This is a genomic window from Corallococcus sp. AB018 (assembly GCF_003986945.1).
Taxonomy (GTDB): Bacteria; Myxococcota; Myxococcia; order Myxococcales; family Myxococcaceae; genus Corallococcus; species Corallococcus exiguus.
Map to the genome: position 1 here is coordinate 1 of NZ_RAWR01000471.1, position 724 is coordinate 724.

General features: G+C 74.7%; 1 pseudogene. It reads right to left on the reverse strand.

Annotated features, from left to right (window positions below):
* Nucleotides 1–724: pseudogene (locus D7Y11_RS42790) on the reverse strand (hypothetical protein); the annotation flags it as partial.

Below are 724 nucleotides of genomic sequence, written 5' to 3' on the forward strand. Positions count from 1 at the left end.
TATAAGAGACAGGCGGGAGACCGAACGGATCCGCTTCCAGCTCCGCGGGGGGCGGGGCCAGGGCGAACGGATCCGCCTGGGGCTCCGGCTCGCCGTAGCCGTAGGTCTGCGGATGGGGACGCGACGCCGCGGGGCCATGGGCGTTCGACGGATCGTTGATGTCGAAGGTGAACGCGTCCTCGGGCGCGGGCTGCGCGGGGACGGGCAGGGTGCCGTCGTCCGCGAAGTCGAAGTCGGGCGTGCCGAAGTCGGCCTCGGCGGGCGGGGCGGCGGCGACGGGATCTTCGGAGAAGTCGAAGTCGCGCGCGGTGCCGGCGGGCTCGTGCGTGCCGTAGGCTGCGGGCGCGGCGGGCTCGCGGAAGGCGGCGTTGGGGACGGGGATGGCGACGACGCGGGTCACGTCCTCGCGCGGCTCGGAGAAGTCAGTGGTGTCGACCGAGGAGAACTCGCCGCTGCTGACCTCCGCGAAGTCGTCCTCCGCGGCCATGGGCGCGGGGGCCGGCGGCGCGGCGTCCATGTCGAAGCTGAACGAGTCGTCCGGCAGGGCCACCGGCGCGCCAGGTCCCGCGTCGAGCGAGATGGCCCGGGGCGCGGCCACGCCCGGCGAGGCATAGGCCGCGGGCGGGAGTTCGTCGTCGAAGGAGAACGGATCCTCGGGGACGGGCGGAGCGGCGTTACCCGGCAGCGGGATGGCGGCGGGGCGTGGAGCGGCCGCGCCAGGAAG